General features: G+C 66.3%; 14 protein-coding genes. 6 read left to right on the top strand and 8 right to left on the bottom strand.

All coding sequences use genetic code 11. The features are described 5' to 3' along the window. Positions 1-91: 91 nt before the first annotated feature. Positions 92-1,447 (bottom strand): MATE family efflux transporter, encoded by a 1,356-nt coding sequence (locus ABIE41_RS23065; protein WP_354193218.1) that lies wholly within the window; start codon positions 1,445-1,447, stop codon positions 92-94. A 176-nt stretch (positions 1,448-1,623) separates the two neighbouring features. Here ABIE41_RS23065 and ispH point away from each other — a divergent pair, with 176 nt between their 5' ends. The 4 genes from ispH to ABIE41_RS23045 all read left to right on the top strand — a co-directional run bounded on the left by ispH (position 1,624) and on the right by ABIE41_RS23045 (position 4,618). Further along, entirely contained in the window at positions 1,624-2,643 is a 1,020-nt protein-coding gene (ispH, locus tag ABIE41_RS23060; protein WP_210320851.1) for a 4-hydroxy-3-methylbut-2-enyl diphosphate reductase, read from the top strand. 12 nt (positions 2,644-2,655) lie between these two features. Next, positions 2,656-3,621, top strand: a complete 966-nt coding sequence (locus tag ABIE41_RS23055) for a homoserine kinase (protein ID WP_192642534.1) — start codon at positions 2,656-2,658, stop codon at positions 3,619-3,621. Between the two features lie 11 nt (positions 3,622-3,632). Then, entirely contained in the window at positions 3,633-4,079 is a 447-nt protein-coding gene (rnhA, locus tag ABIE41_RS23050) for a ribonuclease HI (protein WP_192642533.1), read from the top strand. A gap of 155 nt (positions 4,080-4,234) precedes the next feature. Beyond that, positions 4,235-4,618 carry a response regulator gene (locus ABIE41_RS23045; RefSeq protein ID WP_192642532.1) on the top strand — a complete coding sequence of 128 codons (384 nt, stop codon included), beginning with the start codon at positions 4,235-4,237 and terminating at the stop codon, positions 4,616-4,618. A gap of 40 nt (positions 4,619-4,658) precedes the next feature. Here the strand turns inward: ABIE41_RS23045 and ABIE41_RS23040 are convergent, their stop codons facing one another. From ABIE41_RS23040 to ABIE41_RS23030, 3 genes are all read right to left on the bottom strand, one after another. Next, positions 4,659-5,735, bottom strand: a complete 1,077-nt coding sequence (locus ABIE41_RS23040; RefSeq protein ID WP_192642531.1) for a sensor histidine kinase — start codon at positions 5,733-5,735, stop codon at positions 4,659-4,661. 195 nt (positions 5,736-5,930) lie between these two features. Further along, a complete protein-coding gene (locus tag ABIE41_RS23035; protein WP_192642530.1) occupies positions 5,931-6,425 on the bottom strand; it encodes a YqhA family protein in 495 nt (164 codons plus the stop codon). Between the two features lie 84 nt (positions 6,426-6,509). After that, complete coding sequence (locus ABIE41_RS23030; RefSeq protein ID WP_192642529.1) at positions 6,510-6,959, bottom strand: GNAT family N-acetyltransferase; 450 nt, start codon at positions 6,957-6,959, stop codon at positions 6,510-6,512. Between the two features lie 708 nt (positions 6,960-7,667). Between ABIE41_RS23030 and ABIE41_RS23025 the strand changes: the two genes are divergently transcribed. Then, positions 7,668-8,780 (top strand): acyltransferase family protein, encoded by a 1,113-nt coding sequence (locus ABIE41_RS23025; protein ID WP_192642528.1) that lies wholly within the window; start codon positions 7,668-7,670, stop codon positions 8,778-8,780. 302 nt (positions 8,781-9,082) lie between these two features. Here the strand turns inward: ABIE41_RS23025 and ABIE41_RS23020 are convergent, their stop codons facing one another. The 3 genes from ABIE41_RS23020 to ABIE41_RS23010 all read right to left on the bottom strand — a co-directional run bounded on the left by ABIE41_RS23020 (position 9,083) and on the right by ABIE41_RS23010 (position 11,185). Beyond that, positions 9,083-9,637: a sugar O-acetyltransferase gene (locus ABIE41_RS23020; protein ID WP_354193212.1), complete on the bottom strand. Its 555-nt coding sequence runs from the start codon at positions 9,635-9,637 to the stop codon at positions 9,083-9,085. A gap of 159 nt (positions 9,638-9,796) precedes the next feature. After that, positions 9,797-10,282, bottom strand: coding sequence for a peroxiredoxin (locus ABIE41_RS23015; protein WP_192642527.1), 486 nt, complete (start codon positions 10,280-10,282; stop codon positions 9,797-9,799). 51 nt (positions 10,283-10,333) lie between these two features. After that, positions 10,334-11,185, bottom strand: a complete 852-nt coding sequence (locus ABIE41_RS23010) for a protein-disulfide reductase DsbD domain-containing protein (protein ID WP_192642526.1) — start codon at positions 11,183-11,185, stop codon at positions 10,334-10,336. Positions 11,186-11,367: 182 nt separating this feature from the next. On the opposite strand from ABIE41_RS23010, the gene ABIE41_RS23005 reads away from it, so the two are divergent. Then, positions 11,368-11,979 carry a YqgE/AlgH family protein gene (locus ABIE41_RS23005; protein ID WP_192642525.1) on the top strand — a complete coding sequence of 204 codons (612 nt, stop codon included), beginning with the start codon at positions 11,368-11,370 and terminating at the stop codon, positions 11,977-11,979. A gap of 91 nt (positions 11,980-12,070) precedes the next feature. Here ABIE41_RS23005 and ABIE41_RS23000 read toward each other — a convergent pair whose 3' ends face one another. After that, positions 12,071-14,980 carry an EAL domain-containing protein gene (locus ABIE41_RS23000; protein WP_465247103.1) on the bottom strand — a complete coding sequence of 970 codons (2,910 nt, stop codon included), beginning with the start codon at positions 14,978-14,980 and terminating at the stop codon, positions 12,071-12,073.

Below are 14,980 nucleotides of genomic sequence, written 5' to 3'. Positions count from 1 at the left end.
GCGTGCCTCCGGCTGCTGCGCGGTCTCTCGCCGCCTGTCCTGCCGACGATAACAGCGCGAGGGGGCGAGGCAAGCCGCGCGGGCGTCCGCCTCAGCCGCCCTTGGCCTGCCGCTCCAGCCGGGCGATGCCGCGATAGGCGAAGACCAGCGCCACGATGCCGAAGGCGACCGCGCCGAGCGCCGAGCCGACCAATGCCCCTTTCGGCCCGGCATATTGCGCGCCGAGCCAGGCGAGGGGGATCGTGCCCAGCGTCGCGCGGCCCCAGCTGAACAGCGTCGAGAGCAGCGGCATGCCGAGATTGTTGAAGGCGGCATTGGCGACGAAGAGCAGGCCGACGAACAGCCACATCGGCCCCGCGACGAGGCAGAAGAACATCAGCAATTCGCCGGTCAGTCCCGTTGCCCCGAAGGCGCCCGCAATCGGTCCACGTGCCAGCGCCAGCACCGCTCCCGAGACGATGACGCAGCCGATCGCGAACTGCGCCGAGGCTGTCAGCCCGGCGCGCATCCGGTCGAAGCGCCCGGCGCCCCAGTTCTGCGCGAGAATAGGCCCGACCGCTCCCGTCAACGCGAAGAGCACGCCGAAGGCGACGGGCACAAGCCGGTCCATGATCGCCAGCGCCGCCATGGCCCCGTCCCCGAACCGCGCGAAGATGCTGGTGAAGACGGCATTGGCGATGGGGTTGGAGAGATTGGTCAGGATCGCCGGTCCGGCGATGGCCATGGTGCTGGCACTGTCACGGCGCACGCCGGCGAGGCTCGGCCGTGCGACGATATCGTGGACGCGCACCGCCCCGTGCAGCCCGGTCGCGACGATGACGACGCGCGAGATCACGATCGCCCAGGCCGCGCCGTCCGGCCCCAGCCCGAAGCCGAAGATGAGCAGCGGGTCGAGCCCGGCCGTGGCGATGCCGCCGCCCAGCGTGACGAACATGGCCCGTCGCGCGTCGCCCACGGCGCGCAGCACGCCCGACAACCCCATGCCGACCGCCATCAGGGCGTTGGAGGGCAACACGATCCACAGGAAGGAGAGCGCGACGCGGTAGGATTCGTCATGGGCGCCGAGCAGGCGCAGCAGCCAGGGCAAGGCGGGCAGTGCGATCGCCGTCAGCGCCAGCGCCGCCAGCGCCATCAGAACCAGGGTCGAGGCTGCGATCCGCCGCGCTCCGGCCCGGTCGCCCGCGCCAAGCGCGCGTGCCGTCAGCGCCGAGACCGCGATCATCAGCCCGATATTGATTGAGATCATCAGGTAGAGGACGATCGTGGCAAAGCCGACGCCGGCGGTCGCCTCCGGCCGCCCCAGCCAGGAGACGTAGAGCAGCGACAGCAGATCGACGACGAAGATCGCCATCAGGCCGATCGCGCCCGTCCCGGTCATCACCGCGACATGGCGCATCAGCGACCCGCTGACGAAGACGGCCGTCGGAGAGGAGGGCTGGACGTTCACCGGCGCGGCTCGCTGCGGGCGAGGGCGGTGGGCGCGGGAGAGCATGCGGCAGGCATGTCGCGTCGGCTGGCTCCGGCGAGGGGTGGCGGGGTGCGGTGGTCCGTCGCCCTGTCTAGGCCGTCCTGCGTCGGCAGGCGAGGGTCATCGCCGCCGCACGCCGATGCCCTCCGCCTTTCTTGACATCGCCCGCGCCACGCCGAAAGAAGACCGCTGTCCAACCGGAGCCCCGCGTGACCAAGCCGCCGCTCGATATCCTGCTCTGTGCCCCGCGCGGCTTCTGCGCGGGCGTCGTGCGCGCGATCGACGCGGTCGAGAAGGCGCTGACCCTGCATGGCGCGCCGGTCTATGTCCGCCACGAGATCGTTCACAACAAATACGTGGTCGAATCGCTGAAGCGGAAGGGCGCCGTCTTCGTCTCCGAACTGTCTCAGGTGCCGGATGCGACGCGGCCCGTGATCTTCTCCGCCCATGGCGTGGCCAAGTCCGTGCCGGCAGAGGCCAACGCCCGCAATCTCTTCGCCATCGACGCGACCTGCCCGCTCGTCACCAAGGTCCATCGCGAGGCCGAGGTGCATCACAAGCGCGGCCGCCACATCCTGCTCGTCGGCCATGCTGGCCACCCGGAGGTGATCGGCACCATGGGGCAGCTGCCCCCGGGCGCGATCACCCTGATCGAGACGCTGGAGGATGTTGCGGCGCTGACGCCGCCGGCCGGCCAGCCGCTCGCCTATGTCACGCAGACGACGCTTTCGGTCGACGATACCCGCGGCATCGTCGAGGCGCTGCAGGCACGGTTTCCCGAGCTGATCGCGCCGCACAAGGAAGACATCTGCTACGCGACGACCAACCGCCAGGAGGCGGTGAAGCGCGTCGCCCCGCAGGTCGAGGCGCTGATCGTCGTCGGCTCGCCCAACTCCTCGAATTCCCAGCGCCTGCGCGAGGTCGCCGAGCGCGCCGGCTGCCCGGTCGCGCGGCTCGTGCTGCGGACCGACGAGATCGACTGGTCGGTCTTCGGCTCCATCCGCACGCTCGGCATCACCGCCGGCGCCAGCGCGCCCGAGGTGCTGGTCGAGGAGATCATCGACGCCTTTGCGGCGCGCTACGAAGTCCGCGTCGAAACCGTCTCGACCGCCGACGAGAACGTCTTCTTCCCGCTGCCGCGCGAATTGCGCGATGCGCCTGCAGCCGCCGAGTGAGCGAGCAAAGCTTTGGCCGTTTATACCGAAGTACCCGATGACGAGATGGCGGCGTTCGTCGCCCGCTATGGCATCGGCGATCTCCTCTCCGCCAAGGGCATTGCCGAGGGCGTCGAGAACTCGAATTACCTGCTGCACACGACGCAGGGCTTCTACATCCTCACCCTCTACGAGAAGCGGGTGAACCCGGATGATCTGCCCTTCTTCCTCGGGCTGATGCAGCATCTGGCGGCGCGCGGGCTGATCTGCCCGCAGCCCGTCAGCGACAGCCGCGGCGAGATGCTGGGCCGCCTTGCCGGGCGCCCGGCCGCGATCGTGACCTTCCTCGACGGACTGTCGGTGCGCCGGCCGACCGCGACCCATTGCCAGGAACTCGGGCGCGGGCTGGCGCTGCTGCACCAGGCCGGGGCCGATTTCGAGATGGAGCGGGTGAACGTGCTGTCCGTGCCGGGCTGGCGTCCTCTGGCCGAGCAGGCTGGTGCGGCCGCCGACACGGTTTCGGCCGGGCTGGCGGGCCGCGTCGCGGCCGAGATCGCGGTGCACGAGGCGAGCTGGCCGGAAGCGTTGCCGCGCGGCGTCATCCATGCCGATCTCTTCCCCAACAACGTCTTTTTCCTGAAGAACAGGCTCTCGGGGCTGATCGACTTCTATTTCGCCTGCACCGACGCCTTTGCCTACGATCTTGCGATCTGCCTGAACTCCTGGTGCTTCGAGGCGGACGCCTCCTTCAACCTGACCAAGGGCCAGGCCATGCTCGCCGGCTATGAGAGCGTGCGCCCGCTGACGGAAGCTGAGATCGAGGCCTTGCCGCAGCTCTGCCGCGGCTCGGCGCTGCGCTTCCTGCTGACCCGGCTGGTCGACTGGCTCAACGTGCCGCCGGGCGCGCTGGTCAAGCCGCATGATCCGCTCGAATACGATCGCAAGCTCGCCTTCCACCAGCGCGTCGCCGATGCGCGCGACTACGGGCTGAGGCGATGAGCGGCGCGACCATGACTGACGCTGTCGAGGTCTGGACGGACGGCGCCTGCTCCGGAAACCCGGGGCCCGGCGGATGGGGAGTCATCCTGTCCTACAAGGGCACGCAGAAGGAGCTCTCGGGCGGCGAGGCGATGACCACCAACAACCGCATGGAGCTGATGGGGGCGATCGCTGCGCTGGAGTCGCTGACGCGGCCCTGCACGGTCGCGCTGCACACCGACAGCCAGTATCTGCGCCAGGGCATCACCGCCTGGATCCATGGCTGGAAGAAGAACGGCTGGAAGACCGCCGACCGCAAGCCGGTGAAGAACGAGGAGCTCTGGAAGCGCCTCGACGCGGCGCTCAAGCAGCACAAGATCGAGTGGAAATGGGTCAAGGGCCATGCCGGCGACGTCATGAACGAGCGCGCCGACGAGCTGGCCCGCGCGGGCATGGCGCCGTTCAAGCCGGGGCGGTGAGCCGTTCTGTCCCGGACGGCGCGCATTCCGCAATCATTTCAACGCGAGCCGGCCGGTTCCACGGGCGTTTCCAGAATGGGCGCATAAACTAAAACAAAAGCGCTGAACTATATCATCGATCGGTGGTTCTGCTTTCTCAGTGAAAGTGTTCGTCGATGTCAAAAATTCTCGTCCTGATCGTGGACGACGAGCCTCTTATCCGCATGGATCTCGCCGATATGGTCGAGGAATCGGGCTATGGCGTGCTGGAGGCGGCCGACGCGGATGAGGCGATCCGGCTGCTCGAGGCCCATCCCGCCATCCGCATCCTCGTCACCGATATCGAGATGCCCGGCTCCATGGACGGGTTGAAGCTCGCCGCCGCCGTGCGTGAGCGCTGGCCGCCCGTGGCGATCATCGTCACCTCGGGCCGGGTCCGGCCAGGGGCCGACGAGCTTCCCTCGGAAGCCGTGTTCCTGGGAAAACCCTACCGCCCCGTCGCGATGTCGGCTGCTCTGGCCACCGCTGCCCGATCGCTCCCGGCTGGGGCCTCGAAGTAAGAGCCGGCCACGCCCTCGCGATGGCGGGGCTTCGGCTTCATCAGATATAGGCGACGCCCTCGCCCAGCAGCGGCTTTTCGTCCGCGCGCTGTTTCAGGCTGCGCCGTACCGTCACAACGGTTCCAGGCTTGGCGTCGAAGACGGTGATCTCCGCACCCAGCTGTTGAGCCAGCGCCTTGACGATGCTGGTGCCGAGCCCGCCTTTGCTGTCCTCGCCGGGATCGGGCATGCCGACGCCGTCATCGCAGATCGTGAGCGCCCACTCGGCTTCGCTCGCGTGATAGCCGACGCGGATCTTGCCGCCGCGACCGTCCGGATAGGCATGCTTGAGCGAATTGATGACCAGCTCGGTCACGATCAGCCCGAGGCTGATCGAGATGTCGGCCTCTACCGTGCTGTCGTCGATCTCGACCTCGAGCGAGAGGAGGGCCGGGTCGGGGATCATCGAGGCGGCGATGCTCCGGCAGAGGTTGGTCAGGTAGGCGCGCAGCGCCACGCTCCCCAGCTGCGATTTCGCCAGCTGCTGCTGCAGGGCTGCGATCGACATCACCCGGCTATGGGCGTTCTGGAGATGGCCGCGCGTTTCTTCCGACTGAACCTTGCGGGCGCTCTGCATCAGGATGCTGGCGATGATCTGCAGGCTGTTGGCGACCCGGTGCTGAAGCTCCTGCAGCAGGATCGCCTTTTCGCGCAGCAGATCGTCCTTCTGCTTCTCGCTCCGGCGGGCATCGGTCACATCGGCGACGGACAGCAGCAGGCGGATCTCGCCGCCCTCGGCGTCCTCGAGCTTGTGGGCGTTGATGACGAGACGCCGCGGATTGTCGGCGCCCTGCTGCAGGGTCATCTCATAGGCCTCGACCTCTGCGAAGCCGGCCGCCGTCGCCCGCAGCAGCGAATCCAGCTGGGGCACGTTCCATTCGCCCCCTCCGATCGTCGCCATCGGCTGTCCCACGACAATGGCGGGATCGCACTGGAAGGCCCGGCAGAACGAACGGCTGGCGACGATCACGGCGAGCTCCGCGTCGAGCAGCAGGAGCGGCGCGTCGGATGTCGAGATCACCGCGAGCGCCAGGCCGAGAGCCAGCGGGGGCGTCGGGGTCGGTTTGGGGGTGGGCATCGATGCCCTTTCGGCCTGCCGTGAGCCTTCGGAGCGAAAGCGGGAACCACAGGACCACTGCGGATGCGGCACGCCCGATCGGGCATGTCCTCTCCTCGTGGTTGCATCCTAGCACGGACAGTAGCCGAACGTGCCGTAAATCGGCTGTCGCCGTCCCGGCGGGCAAATGCGTGACGCCCTCGTGGATAGTGGCCCTCAGCCCGCCTTGTCGCCATTCCCGCCGGCGGCCGCGCCGTGGGGCATCAGCTTCAGTGCGCCGGCGATGAGCAGGATCGCTGCCGGCAGCACGAGATAGCCCGGTTCGAGCTTGCTGTCGGCGGTGGCCATGTCGGTCGCGAAGTCGACGATGAGATAGACCAGGATCGCCTGGCAGAAGGTGCTCTTCAGCTCCCCCATCTCGCTCGGGCGGATCCAGGAGGGCAGGTCGTCGCCGGCCGTGACCCGCTCCGCGATCACGAAGGTCGCGATCACCTTGGCGCCGAGCAGGGTGATGATGACCGCGAACAGGCATTCGTCGATCGTCTTCATCACCAGCGAGATCGTGCTCTGGGCGTGGTCATGGGCCAGCATGGCGCGGGCCGCCGCCAGCAGATTGGTGCCGGCCTCGCCGAGCAGCACGAGCCCGCTGCCGATCATGCCGAGCGCCGCGAGCGTGATGATCGCTCGTAATGCCAGTCCCGCCGCCCGCATCGCCGCCTCCGTCGCGCCGCCTCTTCAGGCGCCGGAATCGGGATAGGGGCTGGCGCACGCGGCGTCCATGCCTGGCGCGTGCCCTCAGCCGAGCGGCTGGCGATAGACGATGAAGCCGGACTTGTCGGCGACCTTGTCGTAGAGCGCCTGCGCCTGCGCGTTGCTCTCATGCGTCTGCCAGTAGACGCGAAAGCAGCCCTTGGCCTGCGCCATCTGCCGGACGGCCTCGATCAGCGTGCGCCCCGCGCCGGTCCCGCGCGCTTCGGGCGACGTGAAGAGGTCCTGCAGGTAGCAGACATCCGCCTCCCGCCAGGTGGTGCGGTGGATCACCCAGTGCACGAGCCCGATCAAAGCGCCCTCGCGCTCCGCGACGAAGCCGCCCATCGGCTCGCTGCCGCCGGTCAGGCGGGCGAAGGTGACGTCGTCGGTCCCGGCCGGCAGCGTCGCTTTGTAGAAGGTGAGATAACCCTGCCAGAGCGGGTCCCAGGCGGCGCGGTCCGTAGCGGCGAGCGGGCGGATGGTGAGGGCAGTCATGGCTTAGCTCCGGCAATCTCGGCAAAGCCTAGCGCCGGCCCGCCGGGCTGTCTCATGACGAAGCGAGATCGGATCGATCAGCGGGGAGAGAGGGGGCTCTGCCACTGCTGCCACCGAGGGAAAGGCCAGAGCATCACCACGACAGTGGGACAAGCCGGGCGCATCGCCAGCGCCGCTGATCTGATTGGCCACCCGGCACGATGCTGACGGCCGGCAAGGGCTACGCCGCCAACGCCTTACGCGCATTCGTCGGCGAGCGCGGAGGTTAGGCCAGCGTCCTGCCCAAGAGCAATCGGACGGATCTCCTACAGCTTGCTCTTGTACATGGGCGGGAACATCATCGAAGAATCATTCGAAGAGATCGAAGATTTCCTCCACGTCGAATTGCGCTACAACGAGCTCATGTAGGATCTATTGTAAATTATCAATCCGATGTTCTCAGATATAAAAATACATATATGACATCCAAGAGATCAGTCGATAACTCTGCGTAAACAATATAGATATTCAAACAGAATCATCGTGAAACTATGAGATCAATTCATGCGAGCATTGGCGTTTAAAATATGATCATTGCGGCTATTGTTTATTATCATTGATCAACGCATTCGGATTTTATCCAGTAAAGAATGCATATGGCTTGCAATTTTAATTCATCGGCAACGCGAAACGCCTAAGACTCCGTGTTGAAATACAGCGGAGGCAGTTGTGGCGCCAGAGCGGCAATTAACTCTTGACGGTATCCGTGGACTCGCCGCTTCCGCCGTTCTGGTTTCGCATTATCTGGCAGAACTTCCCGGTGGCATTCGAACGTTCGCCTTTGGTGCGATCGCGGTTGACGTGTTTTTTGTTCTGTCGGGGTTCCTCATAGGGCGTCTTATCTTGACGAGGCATGATGCGCCGAATTTTTTCGCCGTTTTTTACATACGACGGATTTTGCGCACTGTCCCATCGTATCTGATCGTATTGGTTTCGTTCTTCATCATTGCAACCGCGCTTCCGAATTGGGCATCCGATTCGGATAACGTGCCGGTATGGAGCTATTATACATTTACACAGAATTTTTTCTTCTCCGTACATGGAAGTACTGGGATTGATTGGCTTTCTCCGACGTGGACGCTCGCGGTCGAAGAGCAGTTTTATGTGGTTGCACCTGCTGCCATCGTCTTCATTCCACGACGATTGATCATATGGGTTGCGGCTCTGACTTTCGTAGTATCTCTGATGTATCGCATCCATATGGTTGCAGCAGGTCTGCCTGCCGTATCGTTTCTGTCGCTATTGCTGGCGCGGGCAGATACCCTTGCTGCCGGCGTTATTGCAGCTGCGCTGTGGTTTGAGCTTCCAAGGCAGGGGCGCTTCTATCGCCTTCTGGAAATCATGCCGTTGGCATGCCTGGTAATTATATTGTTTCTAAGCGTCAGCTATCCCAATGATAACTGGAAATTGACTTACTTTCACAGCATCATCGCTATTGCCGCGTCGGCATTTATTCTGCGAGCCGCAATCATGCCTCCGGCTGTCAAATGGCTCGAGGCTCGCTGGTTACGCTTCATGGGCGACAATTCCTATTCAATATATCTTATTCACATGCCAGTTGCCGGGATTGTTCATTATGTCGTGACGGGCTCGGCGCCTGGCATAACAACACCTTCCCAATGGCTCGCCACACTCCTCGCGACGCTCGCCACACTTGCAATCGGACGCATGCTCACGCGGTCTGTTGAAGAGCCTCTCACCGACCTTGGTCGGCGATTCAGGTGGAAGGCAACATCAAACGCGGCCGAAGAGACGCTGAGTCATCTGCATGGGAGGAGGTAGCCCCACGGCGGCAGGACATCGACGACGGTTCTGATCGACGGAAGAAACTCTTCATCCTGCGCCCTGCGTTATGGCCAGGGCGGCTTGGGCATCCTCGCCAGAAACATTTACGCCCTCTTCGATGCGCAGGGATGCCCGATCCAGTTCAAGCAGAGTCGATGGCCTGGCCGCCGGTCCCAGGTCTGCTCCCGACCCAGAGCGGACCATCGCTTCCCGCCCTGCAGCACTGCCGGTGACCTCGTCGAGGCTGTCATGCGTCGCGCGCTCCCGCCGCGAATGGCGCGAGGGAGGTCAGTCAACCGTCAGGCCTTGCCGCGCGGTCGGGCTGGATTGCCCATGACGGTCGTCCCGGCGGGCACGTTGCGGGTGACGACGGCCCCCGCTCCGATGATGGCATCATCCCCCACCGTGACGCCCGGCAGGATCAGCGCGCCGCCACCGATCCAGACATTCGCCCCGATCGTGATCGGGAGGCCGCTCTCGACCCCCGCGCGCCGAAGCGCAGGATCGCGCGGATGGTCGGCGGTGAGGAACTGCACGCCGGGCCCGACCTGCGTCAGGGCGCCGATCACCACGGGAGCGACGTCGAGGATGACGCAGTTGAAGTTCAGGAAGACGCCATCGCCGAGAGAGATGTGCTGCCCGTAGTCACAATGGAAAGGCGGGCGCACGACGGCGCCCTCGCCGACATGGGCAAACAGTTTGCGCAGCAGCACCCGCCGCTCGTCGGGTGATGCCGCCAGGGTGGTGTTGTAACGGACCATCCATTCGCGGGCACGCTGGGCATCCGCCTGGAGTTCCGGGTCGCCGGGCCGGTAGGCTTCGCCTGCCAGCATCTTCTGCTTTTCGCTTCTCACGATCGATCACTCCCGCCAAGCCACCGCAACGGACGCAGCGTCCGTCGACGACGTTAGCCGATAGACGCTGCGGGGCCTCAGGCGGATGCCCCGTCCGCCCAGCAAAAAGCCCGCGCCACCCTTGCGGACGACGCAGGCTCGATGATGGAATGTCCGGGCTCAGAGCTGGGCGAGCAGGGCTTCGGCGCCGGAAATGTCGGCCTTGCCGGGGCCGTCCTCGACGTTGAGCGCGGCGACGACGCCGTCCTTGACGATCATCGAGTAGCGCTGCGAGCGCGTGCCGAGGCCGAAGCCCGAGCCGTCGAGCGACAGGCCGATCGCCTTGGCGAAGTCGGCATTGCCGTCCGAGAGAAACTCGATCAGCCCGGCGCCGCCGGTCGCTTTGGCCCAGGCGTCCATGACGAAGACGTCATTGGTGCTGGTCACCATGATCGCGTCGACATTCTTGGCCTTGATGTCGGCCGCCTTGGCGATGAAGCCCGGCAGATGGTTCTTGTGGCACGTCGGCGTGAAGGCGCCGGGCACGGCGAAGAGCACGACGGTCTTGCCGGCGAAGAGCTCGTCGGTGGTCTTGGCCACCGGTCCCTCGGAGCCCATGAGGCGGAACGTCGCCTGCGGAAGCTTGTCACCCACCTTGATGGTCATCGCGCCTGTTCTCCGTGAAGGCCTTGCGGCAGCTGCCGCCCGGCTCACCGATTAGGGCTTGGCGGCGGGGATGTCGAGGTCGAGTCGCGTCTCGATGGCGGCAGGCTTGCCGCGCACGGTGATGATGAAGGGGATCGGCCCGGCCGCGCCCTTGGGCCGGTCGACGATCCGCAGCAGCGCCAGCGTCGTGCCGTCCGGCTGGAGGCTGAGCGTCGGCTTGCCGAAGGACCACATCCCGGCGCCCTCGATGAAGACGTCCTCGACCTTGCCCTCCGCGGGGGCCTGCAGCACAAGGCGCAAGCCCGGTTCGATCGCACCCTCGTCGAGCCTCGCCTCGAGGACCGAGAGCTTGCTCTTGCTCGGGCCGAGCTTGACGGGTGCGGGTACGCGCGCCTCGAAGCGCTCCAGCCGCGGCGAGGTCACGGAGGTCACGCCCGGTTCGAGCCACAGGCGAACCTCTCCCTTCACGGGGATGCAGATCTTCTCGCAGACGGCGTAGTCGAGCTTCAGCACCAGCATCACCGGCTTGGCCGGGTCGGCCGGCTGTACCGAGACAGGGATCACGACCTCGCCGACATAGCCGATCGAATGGCCGTTCCCGTCCTCGAAGCGCTCCGGCGTCGGCCAGCGCACATCGAGCCCGCCGATATTGGTCGATCCGCTCCAGTCGAACACCGGCGGCACGCCGAAATCGCCGGGGCTGCGCCAGTAGGTCTTGTAGCCCGGCGCCATCAGGATCTCGACGCCGATGCGCTGCTTGCCCGAGGCAGCGGTGGCGCCGGCGATGAGGCGCAGCGACGCATGGTCGCCCTTCGACCAGGGCGAGGTCGCAGCCTCTTGCGCCCGGGCGGGCGATGCCAGCGCGGCGGCGAGCGTCGCGAGGAGGATGAGAACGCGTTTCACAGCAGACATTTACGAGGCTTAGCCGCAAATTGCGACAAAATCCGCCATGCCGGCGCGAACAATCGCGTGATCCCGCCCGCCGAGCGGGCCGGCGCGGCGTCCCCGGCCCCTCTCTTGGGGGCTGCTGGTTTCGATGCGCGCCCCTGTTTCCAGCGCCGCCGGAATTGATCTAGCATGGCGCCATGAAGATCGGCTCGAACCAGCGCCTCAGCGGCCGCAGCTATCTCGACGGGCAGTGCCTCATCGCCATGCCGGGCATGGCCGATACGCGCTTCAGCCGCAGCGTCGTCTATGTCTGCGCCCATTCCGAAGACGGGGCGATGGGCATCATCGTCAACAAGCCCGCCGCCGACACCCGCTTTCCGGACCTCCTCGTCCAGCTCGACGTCATCCCCTCCGAGGAGCTGATTCGGCTGCCGAGCCAGGCCGAGAAGCTGCAGGTGCTGCGGGGCGGGCCGGTCGAGACCAAGCGCGGCTTCGTGCTGCACACCGCCGACTTCTTCCTGGAATCGGCGACGCTGCCGATCGACGACGGCATCTGCCTGACCGCGACGCTCGACATCCTCCGCGCCATCGCCATCGGCAGCGGGCCGGAGAACGCGGTGCTGGCGCTGGGCTATGCCGGATGGGGCGCCGGCCAGCTCGAATCCGAGATCCAGGCCAATGGCTGGCTGCACTGCGCCGCCGACCCCGCCCTGCTCTTCGACGACGGCGTCGACACGAAATATGCGCGGGCGCTGGGCAAGATCGGCATCGACCCGGCCTTCCTGTCGAGCGAGGCGGGACACGCCTGAGGCCACCTGCCGTTTTCAGGCGAAGGGCTGCGTAGAGCCGGGATCCTGTTTCAGGACATGCCCGGTCGGAGCCGGGCAAGACTCCCGTTCCTTACGCCGCTTCGCTTGAACTGGCCGCCGCCGCGCCCATCAGGCGCCGGGCTTCCGCGGCGCTCATCGGCTGGCCGAAGATGTAGCCCTGCGCGTACTGGCAGCCGAGCTGGTAGAGCTCGATCGCATCCGACTCGGTCTCCGCGCCTTCGGCCACCACGTCCATGCGCAGATCCGCAGCGAGCTGGACGATCGAGCGCAGGATCACCGGCGGCTTGCCGCTGCCCATCTGCCGCACGAAGCTCTGGTCCACCTTGATCGTGTCGAAGGGGAAGCGCTGCAGATAGGACAGCGAGGAATAGCCGGTGCCGAAATCGTCGAGCGAGAGGCCGGCGCCGAGGTCGCGGATGCGCGAAAGCATCTGCGCGGCATATTCCGGGTTCTCCATCACCAGGCTCTCGGTGATCTCGAGCTTGAGCGTGCCGGGCAGGATTCGCCGGCGCGCCAGAACGGTCTTCACATCGTGCAGCAGGTCGTGGCGCAGCAACTGCCGGCTGGAGACGTTGACGCTGGCGAAGATCGGCGGATCGACCTCGAGCGCCGCCTGCCAGGCTTCGAGCTCGCGCGCCGTGCGGTCCATCACATAGACGCCGAGATCGACGATCAGCCCGGTTTCCTCGGCGATGGCGAGGAAATCCTGCGGCATCAGCCGGCCTTCGCGCGGGTGATCCCAGCGCACCAGCGCCTCGAACCCGGCGATGGTGCGGTCTTCCAGCCGCACGATCGGCTGGTACATGACCTGGATCTCGCCGCGCTCGATCGCCCGGCGCAGATCGCTCTCCAGCGCCAGCCGGTCGTTGCGGTCGGTCCGCATCGCCGGCACGAAGACCTCGATCTTGTTGCCGCCCTGGCGCTTGGCATGGGCCATGGCGAGCTCGGCGTTCTTGAGCGCGTCGTCCTTGCGCGCCGCCGGCGCGGGGTCGAACAGGGCGAGCCCGACCGAGGGGGTCAGCAGGATCTCGCGCTCGGCGAAGGTGATCGGCGTCGAGACGGCGCGGCGCACGAGTTCGGCCAGCGCCAGGATGCGCTCGGGGTCGCGCTCGGAGACCAGGATCATCGCGAAGGTGTCCCCGCCGATGCGCGCCAGCGTATCCTGCGCCCGCAGCAGCCGCCCGAGCCGGCGCGCCAGCGTCAGCAGGATCGAATCGCCCGCCGAGAAGCCGACCGATTCGTTGACCTGCTTGAAGCGGTCGATGTCGATCACCAGGACGGTCGGGCGGATGCTCTCATCGGCGCGGCAGAAGCCGAACACGGCCGACAGCCGGTCCTGGAACAGCTTGCGGTTGGGCAGGCCGGTGAGGTTGTCATGCACGGCATCGTGCAGCATCCGCTCCTGCGCGGTGCGCTGCTCGGTGACGTCGGCGAGCGTGCCGATGACGCGGACCACCTCGCCGTCGGAGCCGATCACCGGCCGCGCCTTCAGGTTGAACCAGTGATAGTTGCCGCCGGCAGCCCGAAGGCGCAGGTCGAGATTGAGCTTGCCGCGGCGCTGCTCCAGCACGGCGTCGAGCGAGACGCGGTAGCGGTCGCGGTCGGCGACATGCATATGCTCGAACCAGCGCGAGGCCGAGCCTTCGAGCGAGCCGCGCGGCAGGCCGAGCAGCGTCTCGATCTGCGGCGAGACGAAGATCTTGTCGGCGCTGACGTCCCAGTCGAAGACGAGGTCGCCCGAACCCGACAGCGCCAGCGCACGCCGCTCGGTATCCGAAACCAGCCCCTGCGACAGGCCGCTGCCGGCAAAGGCGTGCTGGATGACGGTGAAGCCGATCAGCAGAACGATCAGCACCAGACCGCCCAGCAGCGCCGGCGCGACCAGATCGCGCTGGAACTGGCCCGTGACCGTGAAGCCCGCTGCGGTCACCCAGACCGCCAGCAGGAACCAGGTCGGGATCAGCATCACCGCGCGCTCGTAGCCATGCGTGGCGAGATGCAGGATCAGCACGAAGCCGACCGCCGCCACGGCCGCGATCGAGATGCGCGCGATGCCCGACGCCATCGGCGCATCGACGACCGCGAGCCCGACCAGCGCGGCGAGCCCCAGCATCCAGACGATGGTGACGTGGCTGTAGCGCACATGCCAGCGCGCCAGGTTGAGATAGGCGAAAAGGAAGACCAGCAGCGTCGCGGCCAGCACGACCTCGGCACCGGCGCGGTAGATTCGCTCGATCGCCGGAGTCAGCGGGAAGATGCGCTGGAAGAAGCCGAAATCGAGGCCTGCATAGGCCAGAACGGCCCAGGCCAGCGCCGCCGCAGCCGGGAAGATCACCGCGCCCTTGACCACGAAGATGATCGTCAGGAACAGCGCCAGCAGACCGGCGATGCCGATGATGATGCCCTTGTAGAGCGTCAGCCCGTTGGTTTTCTGGCGATAGGCTTCCTGCTCGTAGAGATAGAGCTGCGGCAGGTTGCCCGATTTCAGCTCGGCGACGAAGGTCACCGTCGTGCCCGGGTCGAGCGTGATCAGGAAGACGTCGGCATCGGGGCTGGCCTCGCGCTCGGGGCTGAGCCCCTGGCTCGCGGTCACGGCCTCGATGCGGCTGTCGCCGAGATCGGGCCAGATCACGCCCGAGCCGATCAGGCGGTGGAAGGGGGCGACCAGCAGCCGGTCGATCTGCTCGTCTGAATCATTGGTGAGCGCGAAGACGATCCAGTCCGGCCGCGCGCCCGATTCGCGGGCCCGCACCGCGATGCGGCGCACGATCCCGTCGGGGCCCGGTGCGGTCGAGATCTGGATGACGTCGCCGTCGGACTTGTTGCGCTCGACGACATTGGTCAGGTCGAGCACCGGCGCGTCGACGGGCACGCGGACCGCTTCCACCGCGGCGGCCGGGCCGGCCGCGGAGAGAACGAACCAGAGCGCGAGCCCGGCAACGGCGAGGCCGAAGCGGAGGCATCGGTCGGTGAGGGTCAA

Origin of the sequence: Bosea sp. OAE506 (genome assembly GCF_040546595.1) — a bacterium.
Classification (GTDB): domain Bacteria; phylum Pseudomonadota; class Alphaproteobacteria; order Rhizobiales; family Beijerinckiaceae; genus Allobosea.
This window is presented reverse-complemented; position numbering and strand designations above follow the sequence as displayed.

Excerpts from the sequence above, each read along its gene's own strand:
- rnhA (WP_192642533.1), top strand. The coding sequence starts at position 3,633 with ATGACTGACGCTGTCGAGGTCTGGACGGACGGCGCCTGCTCCGGAAAC.
- ABIE41_RS23045 (WP_192642532.1), top strand. The coding sequence starts at position 4,235 with ATGTCAAAAATTCTCGTCCTGATCGTGGACGACGAGCCTCTTATCCGC.
- ABIE41_RS23040 (WP_192642531.1), bottom strand. The coding sequence starts at position 5,735 with ATGCCCACCCCCAAACCGACCCCGACGCCCCCGCTGGCTCTCGGCCTG.
- ABIE41_RS23035 (WP_192642530.1), bottom strand. The coding sequence starts at position 6,425 with ATGCGGGCGGCGGGACTGGCATTACGAGCGATCATCACGCTCGCGGCG.
- ABIE41_RS23030 (WP_192642529.1), bottom strand. The coding sequence starts at position 6,959 with ATGACTGCCCTCACCATCCGCCCGCTCGCCGCTACGGACCGCGCCGCC.
- ABIE41_RS23015 (WP_192642527.1), bottom strand. The coding sequence starts at position 10,282 with ATGACCATCAAGGTGGGTGACAAGCTTCCGCAGGCGACGTTCCGCCTC.
- ABIE41_RS23005 (WP_192642525.1), top strand. The coding sequence starts at position 11,368 with ATGAAGATCGGCTCGAACCAGCGCCTCAGCGGCCGCAGCTATCTCGAC.